Genomic DNA, 19,859 nt, shown 5'->3' with positions numbered 1-19,859 from the left:
ATTCGAGTGAAGGTAAACTTAGGCTTTTCATTACGTAAGCAACAAACTATCATCGCTAAGTTTTTCTTGGCGATGTTGTTCAAATAAAGTTAATAAATCAGGGACGTCCATTTGTTTGCGTTGTGAGCCTGAAACGTCAAAGGCTACTTGCCCTTGATGGAGCATAACGGTTCTGTCGCCGTAGTCCAGCGCCTGACGCATTGAGTGTGTAACCATTAGCGTAGTGAGTTTATGTTCACGAACGATGTTATCAGTGAGATTGAGTACAAACTCGGTTGTTTTAGGGTCAAGTGCTGCGGTGTGTTCATCTAGCAGTAAAATATTTGATGGCTGTAATGATGCCATTAATAGGCTGATAGCTTGCCTTTGTCCGCCTGATAATCGCCCCATTTGATCGGTTAGGCGATTCTCTAATCCTAACCCTAACAAGGATAGTTTTTCTTTAAATAGTTCTCTTAACGTGCGGTTAAGAGAGAATCTTAATCCTCTTTTTTGTCCTCTTTGATAGGCAAGTGCCATATTCTCTTCGATTGTGAGCGTTTCACAAGTGCCTGCCATTGGATCTTGAAATACACGAGCAACTAAGTTAGCCCGTTGCCAACTTGTGCTATGTGCAACGCTTTTTCCGTGAATAAGAATATCGCCTGAATCAATGGCATAATCGCCACTAATTGCATTGAGCAGCGTGGATTTGCCAGCTCCGTTACTGCCAATTACAGAAATAAATTCGCCTTGTTGAACAGTTAATGATAGACCTCGCAACACAGGGTTTTCAATGACAGTGCCACGATTAAAAGTAATAAATACATTTTTGATTTCAATCATTTTCTATCTCATTCGCTTGCTAAAAAATTTCTGTTTGAGTTGAGGAATAACGAGTACAATGACAACGAGAAGTGCGGTGATAAGATTAAGATCTTGAGGACCAAATCCAATACTATTTAGGGATTCATTATTGAGTGCGAGAGCAATAAAAAAACGGTATAAAATTGATCCAATAATGACCGCTAAACTTAGCCAGATAATACGTTTACTCGAAAAAACAGCCTCGCCAATAATCACCGCCGCAAGTCCGATAACGATTGTTCCCACGCCAATTGAAATATCAAAGCCGCCATTGCTTTGTACATAAAGTGCACCTGCAAGAGCAATAAGTCCATTTGAGATCGCCATTCCGATTAACATCATTTTATTCACATTAATACCTTGTGATTTTGCCATTCTGGAATTGGTACCTGTTGCTCTAACAGCTAGCCCTAGCTGAGTAGCAAAAAACAGATCAAACAGCAATTTAGTGATGATCACGACTAGTGCCGCCATTAATAGGCGTACCAATGCCAACTGTAGATCATTAGTTACAGCTATGTTGTCATAGATAGTTGGATCGCCTAATAATGCCATATTAGGTTTACCCATAATGCGTAAATTAATAGAGTAAAGAGCGATCATCATCAAGATGCTGGCTAATAATTTTTCAATTTTAAATTTGATATGTAGGCTTGCTGTGATTATTCCTGCAACAGCTCCTGCGAGCATTCCATACAGGCTGGCTAGCCAAGGATCAACGTTATTTAAAATACAAATAACGCACACCCCACCCCCTAATGGGAAACTACCATCAGCGGTAAGATCAGGAAAATTCAAAATTTTATAGGAAATAAGCACGCCCAGTGCAACCAAGGCATAAATTAACCCCAATTCAATTGCACCAATCCATGTAATATTGGTGAGAAAATCGCTTAAAAATTGTAGTAGGCCGTCCATTGAAATACTACTCTACTAGTACAAAATAGCTGAAATTCTACGTTATTTTTGCTAGAAAATCAGCTTTTTTGTAAAGTTTTTAGACGCAATCCTTTGCGTTTTAAATGTTTGCCGACAAAACAGAAAACTGCCGTTAGAATAGTAATAAAATTATTCAATAAACTTATCTCCGAGAAAATAAGAAGGTATTAAAATGAATGCTGAAATTTTAGGCTATTTTGCAATGGTATTAGTGGGAATTTCTTTTTTATTGAAAGATGTGGTGAAACTACGTTTGGTGAATGCAGCAGGTGCGATTTGCTTCGTCATTTATGGCTTTTTGATTGATTCTAACCCTGTTATTGGATTAAACCTTTTTGTCGCAGGCGTGAATGCGTACTATATTTGGAAAAGTCGAAATCAACGCCCACAATAATTTTGCAAAAAGTTCACTGCAACTGACCGCTTGTAGGCTATAATGCCATTTTTACTGTATAAAATATCAATAAAAAGAGGTCAGCGATGGATTTTTCTCTACTCCTTGATGGTTTAAATGATAAACAGCGTGAAGCAGTTGCTGCCCCGATTGGCAATTATTTAGTGTTGGCAGGGGCAGGAAGCGGTAAAACCAGAGTCTTAACCCACCGCATAGCGTGGTTAATTGGTGTAGAGAATATCCCTGAATCTAACATTCTTGCAGTAACGTTTACAAACAAAGCCGCAACAGAAATGCGTCATCGCATTGAATATACCTTATCTCAACTTAACCCACAGCGACTTTTTGGCATGTGGGTCGGTACATTCCACAGTATTGCTCATCGTCTTTTACGCTCTCATTATCTTGATGCCAATCTGCCACAAGATTTTCAAATAATGGATACGGAAGATCAATATCGCTTTATTAAGCGTTTGCTCAAATTACATAATATTGATGAGAAGCATTTCCCACCAAAGCAGGCTGCGTGGTTTATTAATGCACAAAAAGACAAAGGGTTGCGAGCATACGATTTAACCAATATAGACGATCCGAATGGTAAGCAATTTGTGCAAATTTACCAACTTTACCAAGAAGCCTGCGACCGAGCGGGTTTACTTGATTTTGCAGAATTGCTCATTCGCACTTATGAATTATTGAAGAAAAATGTAACCCTTTTAAGGGGATACCAACAGCGTTTTAGGCATATTTTGATTGATGAATTTCAGGATACTAACCATATTCAGTACGATCTTATTCATCTGCTAGCGGGTCATTCGGGCAAAGTGATGATTGTTGGTGATGATGACCAATCTATCTACGGCTGGCGTGGTGCACAGGTTGAAAATATTCAACGCTTTTTGCAAGATTACCCCCAAGCTCAAACCATACGTCTTGAACAAAATTATCGATCTACAGGTAATATTTTGAATGCTGCAAATGCCTTGATTGCCAATAATGAAAACCGTTTAGGCAAAAACTTATGGACGGACAGCGGAGAGGGCGATCTCGTTGATGTTTATTGTGCATTTAATGAACTTGATGAGGCACGTTTTGTCGCTTCACAAGTGAAACAATGGAAAGAAGATGAAGGTGAATTAAATCAATGTGCAATACTTTATCGAAGTAACAGCCAATCTCGTGTAATGGAAGAAGCCTTGATCCAAATGAACATTCCTTATCGTATCTATGGTGGAATGCGATTTTTCGAACGTCAAGAAATTAAAGATGCATTGGCATATTTGCGGTTGATTGCTAATCGCCACGATGATGCGGCATTTGAGCGAGTCATCAACACTCCTGCTCGTAGCATTGGCGATCGCACGCTTGATGTACTACGTCAGCTTACTCGTACTCGCAAGATTACGCTATGGCAAGCGATCAATATTGCTATCCAAGAGCAAATGCTCTCTGGGCGAGCAGCCAATGCTTTATTACGTTTTGTTGAATTGATCAATGCATTAGAGCAAGAAACTGAAGGAATGCCTCTTTTTGAACAAACTGATTTTGTGATTAAGAAATCAGGGTTATATGAAATGTATAAGCAAGAAAAAGGTGAAAAAGGTGAGGTTCGTATTGAAAATTTAGAGGAATTGGTTACTGCAACACGTCAATTTGCTAAGCCTGATGATGCAGAAGAATTGACAGAACTGACCGCTTTCTTAACTCACGCTTCACTTGAAGCAGGTGAGGCACAAGCCGCTCCAGAGCAAGATTATGTGGAATTGATGACACTCCACTCCGCAAAAGGATTAGAATTTCCTCGAGTATTTATTATCGGCGTAGAAGAAGGGATATTTCCAAGTGGAATGAGTTCAGATTTTGAGCGTATGCAAGAAGAACGCCGTCTCGCTTATGTGGGGATTACCCGAGCGAAAAAGAAACTGACAATAAGCTACGCAGAAAGTCGCCGTTTATACGGTAAAGAAGAGCGTCATTTGCCTTCTCGTTTTATTGCAGAAATTCCTGAACAATTTATACAAGAAGTGCGTTTACGAGGCAGTGTAAACCGAGCGGCTAACTTGTTTGCAAAATCTTCACAAAAATCGACCGCTAATTTAACAGATTACAATAAAACCGCAGATGCGGCTTGGAAACTTGGACAAAAGGTCAAACACGAGAAATTTGGACAAGGCACAATCATTAATATTGAAGGCAGTGGTGATCAAACTCGCCTGCAAATTGCGTTTGTACAGCAAGGTATAAAATGGTTAATCGCAAAGGTGGCCAAATTATGCTGAAAATCGTTGAATAAAAAATAGAAAAGAGGGCTTATGTGGCAAAATTATACAGAAAATGCAAAAAAAATATTACGCTTATCCGCACCGATTTTTATCTCGCAATTGGCTGCATCAGGTATGGGGGTGGCAGATATTATTATGGCAGGCTTAGTAAGTGATGTTGATGTGTCGGCTATTGCCGTGAGTAACTCGATCTACTTTCCTCTTTTTATATTTGTGTTGGGTATACTAAATGCGATCACGCCTACAGTTTCTTATCTTAATGGTTCAGGACGACGGCACTTGATTGCTCATCAAGTACGCCAAGGTGTATGGATTGTCCTTTTCTTAAGCATTCCGCTTTTATTGGTCTATTTAAATAGCCATCTAATCCTCTCTTTTATGCACACACCAACAGCATTTTCCACTAAAGCACAAGATTATCTGTTTGCACTCTGCTTTGGTCTATTACCTGCTCTGTTATCGGTCAATTTACGCTGTATGAATGACGGATTATCTAACCCAAAACCTGCTATGGTTATTACCTTCTTGGGGCTTATTCTCAATGTTATCCTAAATTATGTGTTTATTTTCGGAAAATTCGGCTTTCCTGAAATGGGAGCGGTCGGTTGTGGTGTTGCAACTGCAATTGTAAACTGGGTAATGTTTGGGTTGATGCTCTGCTATTGCTATCACACAAAATCACAACGAGATTTAAGATTATTTGAAAAATGGATTGAAAAGCCCTGTAAAGCAACATTAACTAAATTGATTAAACTAGGTCTACCAATTGGCTTTTCCGTATTTACTGAAGTGATGTTATTTTCCGCTTCGGGATTGATTATCTCGCCACTTGGTGCACAAGTCGTTGCAAGCCATCAAGCGGCATTACAGACTGGCTCATTCTTTTTTATGATCCCCCTCTCGATGTCAATTGCAGCGACTATTTTGATCGGACAAACTCTAGGAGCAAAAGAGATAGAGAAAGCTAAGATATTAAGTTACCACGCAATGTTTACTTGTGCGATGATTGCTATTGTAATGGGTGTAATTATCTTCTTACTAAAAGATTCTTTGCCACACTTATTCACTCAAGAACCAACATCATTAGTCATTGCCTCAAACCTATTGATATTTGCAGCCATTTTTCAAATTCCTGATGCACTACAGGTTGTATGCAATGGTATTCTGCGTGCCTATAAATTCACTAAACCCACTCTAATCATCACGATTATTTGCTACTGGCTGATTGGAATACCATTCGGTTATATTCTCGCAATGACCGACTGGCTAGTTGAACCGATGGCTGCTGCTGGATTTTGGGTTATTTTTTGTCTCTGCCTAACCCTCGCTAGCGTTTTCCTATTTACTCAAATGCGAAAAATACAGTCTCTGCCTATAGAAACACAAATCCAGCGTTTAGAGGCGGTAAAGTAAAAAAGAGAAAGCATAATTCCTCAGATAAATATTGATAAAAACAAGCCAAACTCTATCGTTTCTTTGCGTTGTGTAATTGCTTTGCCATTTCAATGCTTCTAATAATTTCGCTGCGGTTGATGGCAGGATTATCACTATCTAATACCTTCTCCCAGTAAGTAATTGCCTGTTGGTAATCATTATGCAAAAACGCATCGGAGGCCAATAGTAGCAAGCTTGCACTTTCTTGGGGATCGGTAGCCAACGCTTGTGTTATCCACTGCTTTGCTTGGTCTGTCAATCGCTGTTTATGCCAGTAATAATCATTGGTTGCGATCACACCTAATACCGCAGGGCGGTTGTCTAAAATCACTCGGGCATTATTCAGTGCGATATGAGCGAATTCAAAATCGTTGTTGAGGGCGTAGGCCTGTCCTAGTTCAAACCATAATTCACCATTGTTTGGGCTGTCTCTTAATTGATTTTGCAAGTTCACAATGTAATGCTCATTGCGTTGTATGCTGCTTTCTTGCGATTTTTGCTGTTGAAATTCAACAAAGGCTTGTTGTCCATTTTGAACAATTTGATAACGTCCCGTCTGCCAATAATAGATGCTGCTTAGAGTAAAAATGAGCAGTAAAACGAGCCCAACAAAACGAAAGAGCGGTCGTTTTGAGGGGATATTTTGCATTAATTGGAGAGTTCTTAGTTCAAATTCTCTTCGCTGGTGGACTTCATTTAGCCACTCTTGTTGCTCTTGCTTTTGTGCAAAATAGTGCGAGGAATTGACCGCTTGTTGGTAATGTTTAGCATTTAATACGCTGCGTTCAGATTTCATTTTTTGCTCCTGATACGCCATACAATTGCTCCAATGGCAAATAATACTAATGCAAAGGGTGTTCCCCATAGTATGGCGGTTTGTGCGTTTATCGGCGGTTTATAATTGACAAAATATCCAAAACGATCGGTCATAATTTGAATAATTTCTTCGTTGCTTTTGCCTTGCCGAACCATTTCATAGACTTCTAGACGTAATTGATACGCCTGCGTAGCATTTGATTCCACTAGATTTTGATTCTGGCACTGTGGACAACGCAGTGATTTAGCGAGTGCCACAGCACGCACTCGCTCTTGATCAGAGTGAAACTGAAAGGTATCCACCATTTCCGCTTTTACACTAATACTGATCATCAAGGCTAATAGCCACAAAGATATTCGCATTTTACTCTCTCTTTCTTTTCTACTTCTCTTACTTTAAAGCAGTTAAACGTTCAAGAAAATCCATTGCTAGATTTGGGTTATAGCCTTTTTGCTGGTAGCGGATAATTCCATTTTGATCGACTAAGTAAGTGGCTGGTGCAGAATGAATATTCAACGCCGTAATAAGTTGGGCGTGCTGGTAGTCATTAATGATCAATTCAAACGGATTGCCCCATTGATTAAGTGCTTGGCGGGCGTCATTTGGTCGGTCTGCATAAGTCAATCCAACAATTCTGATGCCTTGCTGTTGCATTTGCTTAAGCATTGGGAATTCCTTGATACACCAGCTACACCAGCTTGCCCAAACATTTAAAATGTAAGGTTCGCGGGGAAGGCTATGGTTACTGATTATGGTTTTTTCATCAAGTAAATGAGGCAGTCTAAAGGTCGGCAGAGGTTTGCCCCGCCAATCTTCACTTGGTGCAATCGAATCTGGATTTTTCAGTTGTAATACTAAGAAAAAAACAACAGCGAATAGTAATATAAGCGGTGTAAATAATAATAATTTTTTCATTTTTCCCCTTTTTACCTTATCTCTTTTTTCGTTTGTTCTGTTTTCGATAACTGATTACAGCCAGCAATGCGGCAAAGATCATCATCATACTGCCCAGCCATAATGTACGTACATAGGGTTTATAATGCAGGCGAAAGGCATATTCTTTATTGCCAAATTTATCACCCATTACAATATACAAATCATCTAAAAAATGATGGTAAAGCCCCACTTCAGACATTGTCATCGTTCGCACATCGTAATAACGGCGTTCTGGCATTACGGTTGCTAATGGACGATTTTCAACATCATAAACCTCAAACAACGCTTGTTCAGCGGTGTAATTTGCACCAATCTGGTAACGATGTTCAACGTAATGAAACTGAAAACCTGCAATTTTTGCTTGCTGATTCGGTTTCATTCGTACGCCAATTTCATCACCATAATAGCCATTCATTGTCGCCCCAATTACGCATAAACTAAAGCCAATGTGAGCTAATCTCATTGCAAGAGGACGAAGCTGCCACATCGTTTTATGATAAGGCAGGTGAGTTAGAATGACCCAAAATGCGAGACTGACAAAAATAACAGGAAGCCAAGTGAGCTGATGTGCTGTGTTACGCTGCAATGCCGATTCAATCAGCACAATACTCAACCCAATTGCAATCGGAAAAAGCATTAAACGCAACAGCATAGGACGGTAAAAAATCATTTTCCAACGCAACACGACCGCAAAGCCCATTATGCTCAATAGGAATAAAGCCAGTGGAAGAAAAATCGTATTGAAATAAGGTGCACCAACAGAAATCATTCCCCAATTCATCGCACTAAACATCATTGGATAAAATGTGCCAAGCACCACAACACAAGTGGCAATCACAAACAAGCTGTTGATGACTAAAAAAGCCGTTTCCTTTGATAAAAGACGAAAGCGTACATCGCCCTGCCACAAATTTGCTCGCAACGCAAACAGGGAAAGAGCCACGGCACTCAGGCTAAAAAAAAGAATCAGTAATGCAATCCCTCGATCTGCATCAACCGCAAAGGCGTGAACGGAGGTGAGTACGCCAGAGCGTACAATAAATGTCCCGAGCAGACTTAATGCAAAAATAAAAATACTTAATAAAATCGTCCAATAGCTAAAAATACCACGTTGTTCGCTGACAATAATACTATGAATAAGTGCTGTTCCTAATAACCAAGGCATCAATGACGCATTTTCAACAGGATCCCAAAACCACCAACCGCCCCAGCCAAGCTCATAATACGCCCACCAAGCACCGAGCATAATCCCAGCCGTCAGAAATCCCCACGCAAGCATCGTCCAAGGACGAATCCATCGAACAATGGCAAAATCAAGTACACCGCCAAGTAACATTGCGATTGTCATCGCAAAACTGACCGCAAATCCAACATAGCCAAGATAAAGCAATGGGGGGTGAAAAATAAGACCAATATCTTGTAGCATTGGATTTAAATCTCGCCCTTCAGGTGGAGGGGGGAACTGGCGTTCAAATGGACTTGAAACCAAAAGAATAAAAAGCGTAAACCCAAGAATAATCAACGAAAGTGCTGCCAATGTACGATCAGCAAACAAGCGGTCAATTTTTCTTGAAAAAATGCAAAATATCCCACTCCACAGCCCCAATGCAGCAAGCCAAAAAAGCATTGACCCCTCGTGTCCTCCCCAACTGGCAGCAAATTTGAAAAATGTGGGTAGTTGGCTATTGGAATGAGCTGCTACATAGACCACGCTAAAATCATCGGTGATGAAAGCGTAAGTAAGCGAGAAAAAAGAGAGTAGGGCTAACCACGTTTGTAACCCTGTTAGTATTGGATTCCATCTTAACCAATGTGGCTGACGGCGGATTTCGCCCCACAACGAAAATCCAATTTGAACACTAGCTACCCCAGCCAGTAATATTAATGAAAAATAGCCCAACTCAGGCAACATAAATTGAATAGTCCACTAGTTGCAAAATTTAGACCTATTGTAACCGCTTCTTGCCTAAAAAAAGATGAAACAGATCAAATAACAAGCAGTCAATTTAAGAAAAATGAGCAACAACTTGATGATATTTAGTAATTGATTATCACTCTACCCAACAGATATAACTACGGATATAACTATGCATCGAAATCTTTCACTTCTGTCTTTAAATGATACTTTTAACTTGAGTTTGGTTAGTGGACTGACTCAATGCGAAAAAGGAAACTATCTTGATTTTGCACTTGATAAACCACAAGGTATGAGTGGATATATGTTGCAACTGACCACGTTTGGGCAAGGCTGTATATTTGATGGGGAGCAAACATTTGATGTACAAAAAGGGCAGTTATTGCTCTTCTTTCCTAAGGCTATTCAACATTATTATCGCCACCCAGACGCTCAATCTTGGCATTATAAATGGATTTATTTTATGCCTAGCCCAACAATGAATAAATGGCTAAGTTGGTCAAACAAAGAGGCAAATATTGGGCGGATTAAAATCCACGATTCTCGCTATTTCCAAGAGATGAGCCAATTATTTTCTAAAGTTGATGTAGAATTAAAATCCAACTATTTTTTCAAGGAAGATGTCGCAACAACCTTGCTAGAATATTTATTGATGAAATGTATTTCTGCTGAAAAAATTGCCATTATTCCTGCAATTGATCATCGGATATTGACCGCCTGTGATGTGATTTTATCCAATTTAGCCGCTAACGACAGTGTGGAGTCTATAGCAGAAAAAGTCTTTTTGTCTCCCTCTCGATTATCTCACCTGTTTAAAAAATCTCTTGGCGTAAGTTTAGTTCAATGGCGAGAGTTACAACGTATTTCTGAATCTAAAAAGCTGCTTTATTTCTCCAATATTTCCATCTTAAACATTGCTAAATCCTTAGGATATGAGGATTCACTGTATTTTTCCAAAATTTTTAAGAAGCATACGGGACTTTCTCCTTCAGAGTTTAGAACAGTAGAAAGAGGAAAAGAGCATAAAGTGTGATCTAGATCTCACTTTAATTTAGATAGCAGAATTTTCCATGTCATTGACAAGAATTTACCTATTATTTTCTATGCTAACTCCATAAAATTAAGCTTACTTTAATAGTGCTGTTTCTATTAAAGCGGGGATATATCGCTATTTTTGTGATCGTCCAAATTTAATGACTTCTTAATGAAATGAGGGAAGAGCAATGAAAAAACTAACCTTAAAACACGCATTATTTTCAGGGATTTTAGCATTCACTTGCTATGGTTCTGCATTGGCGAACGATATGGTCAATATTTCTAAAATTGAGGGTATGCCTTGGTTTAATCGTATGGCAGAAGGGGTTGTGCAAGCAGGTAAAGATAATCAGATCAATACTTACCAAGTGGGTCCATCTAACACTGATGCACCTCAACAGGTGAAATTGATTGAAGATTTGATTGCTAAAAAAGTACGTGCAATTTCCGTTGTACCGAATGATGCGAACGCACTAGAACCTGTACTTAAAAAGGCAAAACAGAACGGTATTCTTGTTCTAACTAACGAATCAGTGGGACAACCGAGTGCAGATTGGGATATTGAAATTATTGATAATGTTCAATTTGCTGCTGATTATGTAGAAGAGATAGCCAAAGCGATAGGTGGAAAAGGCGGATATGTGATTTATGTTGGTGGATTAACTGTACCTCAACATAACCTTTGGGCAGATTTATTCGTGAAATATCAAAAAGAACATTACCCAGATATGTTTGAAGTAACTAGTAGAATGCCTGTTGCAGAAAATATTAATGATGCCCGCCGTACGACCATTGATTTAGTGAAAGCTCACCCTGACTTAAAAGCGGTCGTCTCTTTTGGCTCACAAGGTCCGATTGGAGCAGGCTTAGCGGTAAAGGAAAAACGCTTGAAAAATAAATTAAGCGTATTTGGTATGATGATCCCATCGCAAGCGGCGAATTTAATTAAGAGTGGTGATATTACAATGGGCATTACCTACGATCCAGCCAATGCAGGTTACGCATTAGCCGCTGTTGCCGCCAAAGTACTTCACGGTGAAAAAATCGAAGAGGGATTAGAGATCCCCAATGTGGGCAAGGCCAAAGTCGATAGCGAGAAAAAATTACTCCAATTTCATAGTGTCTTAAAAGTAACAAAAGAAAATATTGATACTCTCTACTAATCTACCCACTAATATGGGTTCTTTGTGAACCCATATAGTGCTTCGGAGGCATTATGGCATTTATTTCTATGCAGAATATCAGCAAGACCTTCCACGGTGTAAAAGCATTAAACCAAGTGAGCCTCTCTTTGGATCGTGGTGAGGCACTTTGTCTTGCAGGGCAAAACGGGTGTGGAAAATCAACTTTGATTAAAATCCTCTCTGGCGTTTATCAACCCGATAAAGGTGCAAGCATTCAAATTGGAGCAAGCCACTATGCCAAACTTACACCACAACAATCTATTGAAAAAGGTATACAAGTTATTTATCAAGATCTTGCTCTCTTTCCTAATTTAACCGTGGCCGAAAATATTGCGATCAACTTACATCGTAAATTTGGCTGGGTAAGCCAAAAGAAAATTGAACAGGTTGCTTTAAAGGCAGCACAAAGCATTAATGCGGATTTAGATCTTAATGCCATTTTAGGCACGTTACCGATAGCCCAACAACAGTTGGTTGCTATTTGTCGTGCATTAGCACAAAAGGCACGTTTATTAATTATGGACGAACCTACCGCTTCATTAACGGCAAAAGAAGTGGCTGCTCTGTTAAAGATTGTACTCAAATTAAAAAGTAAAGGGATTAGTATTATTTTTGTGAGTCATAAATTGCAAGAGGTAATGCGGGTTTCTGATAGTGTCTTAGTGCTGAAAAATGGCAATATGGTGGGGCAATATTCGATTAGCGAAATGAATGAGAAACGCCTAGGCTTTTTAATGACAGGATTAGAAATTGACTACAAGCGGTTAGATTTGCCCAACTTTTTGCAAAATAAGACGGTGTTAGAAGTCAAAAATTTAACGCTTTCCCACCAATATGAAGCGATTAACTTTTCACTTAGAGAGGGAGAAATCATTGCCTTAACAGGTTTACTTGGCTCTGGGCGAACCGAGTTATGTCTCAGTTTATTTGGTATTACGCAACCCCAATCTGGCGACATTTTTGTCAATGGCGAAAAAGTAGTATTTAAAACCAACCGTGATGCGATCAAAAAAGGGATCGCCTACGTTTCTGAAGATAGAATGAATACGGGACTGATTATGGCAGAATCCATTCATCACAATATTATTGCGACGATTTTCCATAAAATTACCAATAAATTTCGTATTATTAATTCAGCACAAGCCTATGCTTATAGCCAAGATTTGATTGATTCATTGAAAATTAAAATTACTGATCCTGATTTGCCCGTCAATACGCTCTCAGGCGGTAATGCACAACGGGTTTCCATTGCAAAATGGTTGGCAATTAATCCCCAAATTATAATTTTAGATGCACCAACCATTGGGGTAGATATTGCCAATAAAGAAGGTATTTTCCAAATTATTAAATCATTGGCAAAGCAAGGTATTTCCGTGATTTTTGTAACAGACGAGGTCGAGGAAGCCTATTACAACAGTCATCGTATTCTTGTGATGAAAAAAGGCAAAATTGTCAGTGATATTTTGCCAATGCAATCCAGTGAAAAAGCTCTTGCCGAGGTGATTTATGAAAATCAGCAATAATCGCATTCTTTCTGCAACCATTCTTACACTGATGGTTCTACTCAGTCTATTTACAGAGGACTTCACTACCATTGAAAATCTATACGATGTCATCAACAACTACTCGATGTTAATGATTTTAGCTTGTGGTTTGTTTATCGTCTTACTTTCAGGTGGCATTGATATTTCGTTTCCTGCTATCACGATTATTTCGCAATATGTGATGATGACCCTTGTTGGGAAATACGATATTGGCTTTTTAGGGGTTTTTATCGCGTCATTAACTGCTGGGACGCTATTTGGTGCTATCAATGCCGTTTTGGTTAATCGCCTTAATGTACCTTCGATTATTATCACTATTTCCACCCTCAATATTTTTTACGGCGGACTGCTTTATTTTACCAAAGGAGTTTGGCTGTATGATTACCCACTATGGTTTACCCAAGAGATTATTTTCTTTAAGCAAAATACTCAAGATGGCTTTGAATTTGGCTTATCTTTCCAAGCATTAATCGCAATTTTAGCCGTACTTCTCACTTGGTTAATCACAAATAAATTAACTATTGGACGAAAAATCTATGCACTAGGTGGTAACCAAGAGGCGACCTCACGGATTGGGTTTAATCTCTTTTTTCTTCGTCTTTTTGCTTATGGTTATATGGGCTTTATGGCAGGTCTTGCAGGTGTTGTTCAATCTTATACCGTGCAATCCGTTGCTCCAGATTCCTTGCTCGGTTATGAATTGACTGTACTGGCGGCAGTTGTACTAGGCGGAACCAGTTTATCTGGCGGAAGGGGGACATTATTTGGCACGGTAATGGGCGTAGCCTTATTGGCAATGATACAAAATGGACTTAATTTAATGGGGGTATCGTCCTACTGGCAAACCATTATTACAGGAAGCATTATTATTTTGAGTATTAGTGCCGCTGCATTAGGGCAACGTAAAAGACAAGGAGTATCACGATGAAAAACAAAATTGATCATACTATTTTTTATCTATTGGCTCTGTTTACCCTCTCTGTGATCGTATTTAGCCTTTTAATTCCTGATATATTTTGGTCTGTCAGTAATTTTCAATCTATGGCATCACAAATTTCAGTGTTAGGGATACTCACACTGGCAATGGCATTGCCAATGCTTACAGGCGGCATAAATCTCTCTATTATTGCCAGTATGAATGCTTGCTCATTGGTGATTGCTTACTTTATTACGCAATATACGAGTATGACTTGGCTATTATTCTCGGTGGTACTCAGTTTTTTATGTGCCTTTGTGATTGGTTTATTAAATGGCACTTTGATTGCAATTATTCGAGTTTCCCCAATTTTGGCAACCTTAGGCACGATGACCTTGATTAATGGTATCAATATTTTAGTAACAAATGGATCAACAATCGCAAATTTTCCTCAAAGCATTTTAAATATCAGTGCTTCGACTATTCTTTGGCTTCCAATTCCAATCCTTATTTTCCTTTTACTTGCAGGCTTGATTTGGCTTTTCCTAGAAAAAACCGCAATGGGGAAAGCGGTCTATTTTATCGGTAATAATGCAAAAGCAGCTGACTATTCAGGGATTAATACAAAGAAAATTCTGATTTGGGTTTATATTATTTCCTCTGTCCTTTGCGTATTTGCAGCGATTTTGATGATGTCAAAACTGAATTCCGCCAAAGCTTCTTATGGCGATTCCTATTTGCTCATTTCTATTTTAGCCACTGTATTGGGGGGCATTAATCCTGATGGCGGCAAAGGAAAATTGCTTGGTATTCTGTTAGCTCTCGTATTATTACAAGTGATCGAAAGTGGTTTAAATATGCTAGGAATCAGTAGCTATATAACGATGATCTTATGGGGCAGTATATTGCTGCTCTTTATTTTCCTACAAAAAAATCGTCTTTTCCAAGTAACGCATTAAGGTGGTGGTTTATGCAAAATCCAAAACAGCTTATTGAACAGGGCAATGTTGTCATTGGAATCGAATTGGGTTCAACTCGCATTAAAGCGGTGCTGATTAGTAAAGATGGCTCAATACTTGCTACTGGCGGTGCAGATTGGGAAAATCAACTGATTGATGGGGTCTGGACTTACCACCAAAACGAAATATGGGAAAAATTACAAGCGGTCTATGCAGATTTAAATAAAACGGTCAAAGAAAAATACCATACCGCTATCCGCACGGCTAAAGCTCTCGGAATCAGTGCAATGATGCACGGCTATCTGCCGTTTGACAAACAAGGTAATCAGCTTGTTCCTTTTCGCACTTGGCGAAATAATACCACCTTAGATGCCTCCAAGAAAATAACCGAACTTTTTCAATACCCAATTCCACAAAGATGGAGTATTGCTCACCTATATCAAGCCCTACTAAATCAAGAAGCACATCTCCCTCAAATTGATTACCTAACGACATTATCTGGCTATATTCATTGGCAACTGACTGATAATAAGGTGTTGGGAATTGGTGATGCATCGGGCATGTTTCCCATTGACACTCATTCAAATAGCTATGATCGAAAAATGCTAACGCAATTTGATGACGCTATCACGAAATTTGCAATGCCTTGGACATTGCAATCTATTCTCCCCAAAGTACTAGTGGCTGGAGAACAAGCAGGCAAATTAACCGAAAAAGGGGCAAAATTACTTGACCCAAGTGGCATATTACAATCGGGAATTCCACTCTGCCCACCAGAAGGCGACGCTGGCACTGGTATGATTGCCACTAACTGCATTAAAGAGAAAACTGGCAACATTTCAGCAGGTACTTCAGCGTTTGCAATGATTGTACTAGAAAAAGCACTCTCGAAAGTCTATGCAGAACTTGATATTGTTACCACACCTGCAGGCAAATTAGTTGCAATGGCTCACGCTAATAACTGCACGCCTGATATCAATGCTTGGGTAAACTTATTTGGTGAATGTTTAGATACTTTTAGCGTAAACGTTTGCAAGGAAGAATTGTATGAGATGCTATTTCTACAAGCCCTACAAGGCGATGCAGATTGTGGAGGGCTTCTTGCTTATGGTTTCCATTCAGGCGAGCACAATGTTGGGTTATCCGAAGGCTGCCCAATATTTTTACACCCAACTAAATCTCAATTTAATCTAGCCAATTTTATGCGAGTACATATTTATACTGCTTTTGCCGCAATGAAATTAGGAATGGATATTCTCATCAACCAAGAAAAAGTAGAGATTTCTCGGATTTTAGGACACGGAGGCATTTTTAGAACCGAAGGGGTTGCCCAGAAAATCCTAGCGTCATCGTTAAATATTCCACTGGCTACCGCAAGTACCGCATCAAATGGCGGGGCTTGGGGAATCGCATTACTGGCCAATTTCCTCACGATTTCAGATGCTTATAGTTTGGAAGACTATTTAGACAAACAAATTTTTAACACGACACAAATAAACCTGATTCAACCAGACAAAGCCATCTGTCAAGGCTATGAGCTATTTATGCAAACTTATAAAAAAGGTATTCCTATTGTCGAAAAAGCCGTGAACTTAAACATAAAATAAGTGCTGTTTCCCTTGCCATATCAAGCTTTTTTAAGTTTTAGGAGTATGGTTTTTAGGAGTATTTCAGGTGTACTCCTAAAATCTTCGGCTTCCATAGTATCTTATAGGTACGCATAGGACAATAAAAAAGCCTTGAAAAGTTGAATTTCAAGGCTCTTTAGTATTTGATAGGTTCTTATAGAACAATGTTCTGGTGGAGCTGGGGGGATTTGAACCCCCGTCCGAAATCACTCTACCTTCAGCACTACACGTTTAGTCGGTCTTTACATTCGTAAACTGACTGCGGACAGACACGCTATCAGTAAACTAGCTTTATTCAATTTAGTGCTTCGATCCTAAAGCAGCGGCTTCAACACGATCTCGTTTGGGTTTGACTCCACTTGATCCCCGTCTTACGAGCGAAAGCTAGGGAGTGAAGGCGATAAGCAGGTTATTAAGCTGCTAAAGCGTATTGTTCGTCGTTTGCGACTATTTTTTTGCGGTTTGTTTACGAGGCCTACCGCACCTCGACGTGCACCTTGGGCTTTGCTAATCCCGTCGAATCCAAAATCAGCCCCAAAATCTTGGTAATTGTAAAGCAACCTGCCCTTTTTTGCAAAAATTTTCGGTATAACTTAAAAATATGCTTATAACGCAGGTTTAGTTTCTGCTAAAACAGTATGCATTGCATTCATTTCACTTGCCCAAGCGGTCAATTTAGGGTGATTTTTTGCAAGATCGTAACCAAGTTTTTCCATTCTAAACTGCCACCAATCGATCATACAAACCGCTGTGAGAGTGCCTATATTGAGTTCAAAGCCAAATTCCTCAAGAGAACATTCTAATTGTGTAAAACTCTTTATATTGCGATCCATCAACTGCTTATGGCGATTGATCCACCATTCTTCTTCAGGACGAAGCATTTTCTCTGCGATCATCGGTAAGGTATTTTCTAAAATGCCATCAACTAAATTATGTAATGCAAGGGTGTTCCAACGTGCTTTACCTTCTTTTGGAGTGAGTGGTGCTTTTGCCCCTTTTTGATCCAAATATTCTGCGATTAATAAACTGCCAAATAACCAACGTCCACAATTTCGTTGCAGCACAGGGATTCTTCCTAGTGGATTATCTTGATTATGAGGTGAATTAGGATCAAAAGAAGAGCTGATACTACACATTTCGATCTGTTGTTCCAATTGATGATGTTTAATGACCACAGACACTTTACGAGCAAAGGGGCTAGTTGTGGAATACCAAAGTTTCATAAATCCTCCTACAATGAAAAAGGTTATCTAGTCTAGCACAATATAACTTGCCCGACTATTTGGCAATTATGCTTAAACACTGTAATATGGCAGTAATTTTTTGTAGTGAGATTACGATGAAAACATTAATTTCCGAAGATCAAATTGAAGACCTTGAAGGTGCTGAACTCATTGATGTCATTGAGCCTGAAATTGAACTACTTAATACCCAATCTGAAGCACATTCTGCTCTGACTGGCACAATGGTTGTTCCGCAAGGTAATCTTGATAGCTATATCCGAATGGCAAATCAATATCCAATTTTAACGGCGGAGCAGGAGAAAGATCTTGCCGAACGTTATTACTATGACGAAGACTTAGAGGCTGCAAAACAGTTGATTCTGTCACATATGCGTTTTGTTATTCACATTGCACGAGGCTATCTAGGTTATGGCTTGCCACTGGCAGATTTAATCCAAGAAGGTAATATTGGATTAATGAAAGCAGTTAAACGTTTTGATCCCAATGTTGGTGTTCGTTTAGTTTCTTTCGCTGTGCATTGGGTCAAGGCTGAAATTCACGAATATGTGCTGCGTAACTGGCGAATTGTTAAAGTGGCTACGACTAAGTCACAACGTAAATTATTCTTCAATCTGCGTAAAAATAAACAGCGTCTAGCGTGGTTTAACGAAGAAGAAGCAAAGCACGTTGCTGATACACTGGGAGTTTCTCCAGAAGATGTGAAAGAGATGGAATCTCGTATGACAGGACAAGATCTAGGATTTGACTTGCCTGTGGGGAGCGATGAAGATGAAAACTACACGCCATCAATGTATTTAGAAGACAATGGTTCAAATTTTGCTGATGACCTAGAAGATGAGCAACACAACGGAAGGGCAACTGCTCAGCTCGCTTATGCTCTTTCTACCCTAGATGAACGCAGCCAAGATATTATTAAAGCTCGTTGGCTTGATCCTGATGAAAATAAAGCAACGCTACACCAATTAGCAGATAAATATGGTGTGTCCGCAGAGCGCATTCGACAGCTGGAAAATCAAGCCTTGAAAAAAATTAAGGACGCAATTACTCTTGAAGGTTAATTCAACAGCAGCGGTGATGATCTAAAGAATTTTTGCAAAATTTCTTCAAAATGAAACCGCTATTGTATTGGGAAGAATGAATATAATGGAGAAATAATGCTCAACTCTCAACATTGTGAATTGTTCGATATTCCTTTTTTCCAATTTTCACAAATGAAAAAATTCTGCTCTGATGAAATCCCATTGATTAAGGCAAAATACAAAACCCATTGGGAAACGTGGAAAGCATTGAATCTTGCTGTTTCACGTCAATTAGGGCAACCTTTTGCTCCACCGCATATTGAAAAATGGTGTAATGGCTGGCAAGTTAGAGCCCATTTTTTCGCCTACTATAAGTATGAATTTTACCAAAATTCCGCCGCTATTTTGTCTGTAATTTTAAATCGCCGCCGTCTCTCTGTGAGCTTAGATTGGCATTGTTACCGTGAAAGCCGTTCGCAAATCAATCTTTCACAATATAATCAATGGCTGGATAAATTAGATTGGCAACGTGATGCGGATTTCGATCTCTGGGCTGGAGCAGAGAGTGAATATTCAGATTTTCGTTCTGTGAAAATATGGCAAGCCGATGAGTTAATTCCATCAAAAAAGAGCGACTTCTGGTGCATTGGACGCAATGTAGAAAAAGCAGATTTAGCAAATATTAATGCAGTGAACTTTATTGCGAATACTATTTCTGAATTAGTACCATTTTACGAAGCTTGCCATCAATGATTTTTACTGCATAT

At 39.2% G+C, this 19,859-nt stretch carries 18 protein-coding genes and 1 other RNA gene; 11 read left to right on the top strand and 8 right to left on the bottom strand.

The window, feature by feature from the left end:
• Positions 1 to 30: 30 nt before the first annotated feature.
• Positions 31 to 825, bottom strand: coding sequence for an ABC transporter ATP-binding protein (locus tag EV693_RS05010; protein WP_132501284.1), 795 nt, complete (start codon positions 823 to 825; stop codon positions 31 to 33).
• Between the two features lie 3 nt (positions 826 to 828).
• Positions 829 to 1,764, bottom strand: coding sequence for an ABC transporter permease (locus tag EV693_RS05005; RefSeq protein WP_132501283.1), 936 nt, complete (start codon positions 1,762 to 1,764; stop codon positions 829 to 831).
• A 193-nt stretch (positions 1,765 to 1,957) separates the two neighbouring features.
• On the opposite strand from EV693_RS05005, the gene EV693_RS05000 reads away from it, so the two are divergent.
• The 3 genes from EV693_RS05000 (at position 1,958) to EV693_RS04990 (ending at position 5,874) form a co-directional block, all read left to right on the top strand.
• The gene (locus EV693_RS05000; protein ID WP_132501282.1) at positions 1,958 to 2,179 is read left to right on the top strand and encodes a YgjV family protein; all 222 of its coding nucleotides are present in this window, start codon (positions 1,958 to 1,960) and stop codon (positions 2,177 to 2,179) included.
• Between the two features lie 86 nt (positions 2,180 to 2,265).
• Positions 2,266 to 4,458, top strand: a complete 2,193-nt coding sequence (gene uvrD / locus EV693_RS04995; protein ID WP_132501281.1) for a DNA helicase II — start codon at positions 2,266 to 2,268, stop codon at positions 4,456 to 4,458.
• A 33-nt stretch (positions 4,459 to 4,491) separates the two neighbouring features.
• Positions 4,492 to 5,874: an MATE family efflux transporter gene (locus EV693_RS04990; RefSeq protein ID WP_132501280.1), complete on the top strand. Its 1,383-nt coding sequence runs from the start codon at positions 4,492 to 4,494 to the stop codon at positions 5,872 to 5,874.
• 52 nt (positions 5,875 to 5,926) lie between these two features.
• Here EV693_RS04990 and EV693_RS04985 read toward each other — a convergent pair whose 3' ends face one another.
• From EV693_RS04985 to nrfE, 4 genes are read right to left on the bottom strand one after another with little or no spacing between them, the layout of a single operon-like run.
• Positions 5,927 to 6,691 carry a TPR domain-containing protein gene (locus EV693_RS04985; protein WP_132501279.1) on the bottom strand — a complete coding sequence of 255 codons (765 nt, stop codon included), beginning with the start codon at positions 6,689 to 6,691 and terminating at the stop codon, positions 5,927 to 5,929.
• A complete protein-coding gene (gene nrfF / locus EV693_RS04980) occupies positions 6,688 to 7,074 on the bottom strand; it encodes a heme lyase NrfEFG subunit NrfF (RefSeq protein ID WP_132501278.1) in 387 nt (128 codons plus the stop codon). The genes EV693_RS04985 and nrfF overlap by 4 nt, the downstream gene beginning before the upstream one ends.
• Before the next feature lie 28 nt (positions 7,075 to 7,102).
• The gene (locus EV693_RS04975) at positions 7,103 to 7,627 is read right to left on the bottom strand and encodes a redoxin family protein (protein WP_132501277.1); all 525 of its coding nucleotides are present in this window, start codon (positions 7,625 to 7,627) and stop codon (positions 7,103 to 7,105) included.
• A 16-nt stretch (positions 7,628 to 7,643) separates the two neighbouring features.
• Positions 7,644 to 9,560: a heme lyase NrfEFG subunit NrfE gene (nrfE, locus tag EV693_RS04970; protein ID WP_132501276.1), complete on the bottom strand. Its 1,917-nt coding sequence runs from the start codon at positions 9,558 to 9,560 to the stop codon at positions 7,644 to 7,646.
• A gap of 175 nt (positions 9,561 to 9,735) precedes the next feature.
• Here nrfE and araC point away from each other — a divergent pair, with 175 nt between their 5' ends.
• The 6 genes from araC to EV693_RS04940 all read left to right on the top strand — a co-directional run bounded on the left by araC (position 9,736) and on the right by EV693_RS04940 (position 16,808).
• The gene (gene araC, locus EV693_RS04965) at positions 9,736 to 10,596 is read left to right on the top strand and encodes an arabinose operon transcriptional regulator AraC (protein ID WP_132501275.1); all 861 of its coding nucleotides are present in this window, start codon (positions 9,736 to 9,738) and stop codon (positions 10,594 to 10,596) included.
• Between the two features lie 190 nt (positions 10,597 to 10,786).
• Entirely contained in the window at positions 10,787 to 11,761 is a 975-nt protein-coding gene (locus EV693_RS04960; protein ID WP_132501274.1) for a substrate-binding domain-containing protein, read from the top strand.
• 53 nt (positions 11,762 to 11,814) lie between these two features.
• Positions 11,815 to 13,305, top strand: coding sequence for a sugar ABC transporter ATP-binding protein (locus EV693_RS04955; protein ID WP_132501273.1), 1,491 nt, complete (start codon positions 11,815 to 11,817; stop codon positions 13,303 to 13,305).
• The gene (locus EV693_RS04950; RefSeq protein WP_132501272.1) at positions 13,289 to 14,254 is read left to right on the top strand and encodes an ABC transporter permease; all 966 of its coding nucleotides are present in this window, start codon (positions 13,289 to 13,291) and stop codon (positions 14,252 to 14,254) included. Before EV693_RS04955 ends, EV693_RS04950 begins: the two co-directional genes overlap by 17 nt.
• Positions 14,251 to 15,201, top strand: coding sequence for an ABC transporter permease (locus EV693_RS04945; protein ID WP_132501271.1), 951 nt, complete (start codon positions 14,251 to 14,253; stop codon positions 15,199 to 15,201). The genes EV693_RS04950 and EV693_RS04945 overlap by 4 nt, the downstream gene beginning before the upstream one ends.
• Before the next feature lie 11 nt (positions 15,202 to 15,212).
• Positions 15,213 to 16,808 (top strand): xylulokinase, encoded by a 1,596-nt coding sequence (locus tag EV693_RS04940; protein ID WP_132501270.1) that lies wholly within the window; start codon positions 15,213 to 15,215, stop codon positions 16,806 to 16,808.
• Positions 16,809 to 16,999: 191 nt separating this feature from the next.
• Here EV693_RS04940 and ssrA read toward each other — a convergent pair.
• Positions 17,000 to 17,365, bottom strand: a transfer-messenger RNA (tmRNA) gene (ssrA, locus tag EV693_RS04935).
• A gap of 69 nt (positions 17,366 to 17,434) precedes the next feature.
• The gene (locus EV693_RS04930) at positions 17,435 to 18,052 is read right to left on the bottom strand and encodes a glutathione S-transferase (protein ID WP_132501269.1); all 618 of its coding nucleotides are present in this window, start codon (positions 18,050 to 18,052) and stop codon (positions 17,435 to 17,437) included.
• Positions 18,053 to 18,168: 116 nt separating this feature from the next.
• Between EV693_RS04930 and rpoH the strand changes: the two genes are divergently transcribed.
• Both rpoH and EV693_RS04920 read left to right on the top strand, forming a co-directional pair.
• The gene (gene rpoH / locus EV693_RS04925) at positions 18,169 to 19,131 is read left to right on the top strand and encodes an RNA polymerase sigma factor RpoH (protein WP_132501268.1); all 963 of its coding nucleotides are present in this window, start codon (positions 18,169 to 18,171) and stop codon (positions 19,129 to 19,131) included.
• A gap of 96 nt (positions 19,132 to 19,227) precedes the next feature.
• Complete coding sequence (locus tag EV693_RS04920) at positions 19,228 to 19,845, top strand: HI_0552 family protein (protein ID WP_132501267.1); 618 nt, start codon at positions 19,228 to 19,230, stop codon at positions 19,843 to 19,845.
• Positions 19,846 to 19,859 lie beyond the last annotated feature (14 nt).

It is taken from the genome of Nicoletella semolina, from assembly GCF_004345745.1.
GTDB classification, from domain to species: domain Bacteria; phylum Pseudomonadota; class Gammaproteobacteria; order Enterobacterales; family Pasteurellaceae; genus Nicoletella; species Nicoletella semolina.
The sequence above is the reverse complement of the archived record's forward strand: the minus strand, read 5'-3'. Positions and strand labels throughout refer to the sequence as shown.